Source organism: Pseudomonas putida, from assembly GCF_002906855.1.
Lineage (GTDB): Bacteria > Pseudomonadota > Gammaproteobacteria > Pseudomonadales > Pseudomonadaceae > Aquipseudomonas > Aquipseudomonas putida_N.
In genome coordinates, this window is the sequence record NZ_MINI01000053.1 from 1 (window position 1) to 1,275 (window position 1,275).

A 1,275-nucleotide genomic window follows, 5' to 3' on the forward strand; every position below is an offset into this window, starting at 1 on the left:
CATTGAAGCCATGTTCGAAGAGGAACTTGCCGCCTTTCTTGGTCGGCTTCGTTACGGCCGCGGCAATGAGCGGGCCAGGGGCTACCGCCACGGGCACCGCGATCGGCAGCTGACCGGCACATTCGGCACCGAGACGGTGCGGGTTCCTCGTGCTCGGATCGAGAACGAAGCCGGCAAGATCACCGAATGGCGCTCGAAGGCACTGCCCCGCTACAGGCGGCTGACAAAGAAGGCCGAGGCCCTGATCGCGGCGGTCTACCTGGCCGGCACCAACACGCGCCGGGTCAAGCGGGCGCTGTTCGGACTGTTCGAGGGGGCGGTGAGCAAGGACGTGGTCAGCCGGGCCTGGCGCAAGGTGAAGGTCGACTGGGACGCCTGGTCCACCCGCGACCTGGCCGAGGAGGATATCGTGCGGCTCATCCTCGACGGCACCGTCATAAAGACCCGGCTGGACCGCAAGGCCACCAACATCTCGGTGCTGGCGGCGATCGGTGTTCGGCGCGACGGACAAAAGGTGCTCCTCTCAATCAGGAACATGGGCGGCGAAAGCACGGCTGCCTGGAGCCAATTCCTCGCCGATCTGGACGCGCGGGGCCTGAGGCGGCCCGAGTTCGTGATCGTTGACGGCGCCCCCGGCCTTGAAGCCGCGCTTGTGGCACTCTGGGGCGGGGACCTGCCCATCCAGCGCTGCACGGTTCACAAGCACCGCAACCTGCTCGGCCACGCGCCCAAGCGCCTGCATGACGAGCTGAGCGAAGACTACCGCGACATGATCTACGCCGACAGCGCCGCCGAGATCGAGACGCGCCGCAAGGCCTTCCTCCGCAAGTGGAAGCTCAAGTGCCGGGCCGTGGTCGATAGCCTTGAGGAGGCCGGCGATCGCCTCTTCAGCTTCACCCGCCTCGATCCGTCGCAATGGAAATCCGCACGGACCACCAACGCCATTGAGCGTCTGAACGAGGAGTTCCGCCGCCGCATCAAGACCCAGACCGTGCTGCCCTGCGCTGAAACCGTGCCGATGCTGCTCTGGGCGCTCCTGGCGTCAGGGCAGATCCAGATGCGAAAAGTCGATGGCTGGGAAACCCTTTCTCAGCCTCTCGTGCCGATGTCTCTTGACCTCGCGGCCTGACCGGAGCCAACGTTACATGCTCGGAGCGCGCTGCTCGCCAATTTCCACCACATTCGCGACACGACCGTGCCAGATCGGCAAAGGCTCAAATCCCGAGCCCTCGTGTTCGCCCCATTTGCCACGATACCGATCCACCTTGCACGATG

Annotated in this window: 1 protein-coding gene; it reads left to right on the plus strand. The window is 65.1% G+C overall.

Going from position 1 to position 1,275, the window contains the following annotated elements; translation table 11 throughout:
- Positions 1-1,129, plus strand: a 1,129-nt coding sequence (locus tag BGP85_RS28600; RefSeq protein ID WP_103466629.1) for an IS256 family transposase, incomplete at its 5' end; no start/stop codon positions are given.
- Positions 1,130-1,275: the final 146 nt, after the last annotated feature.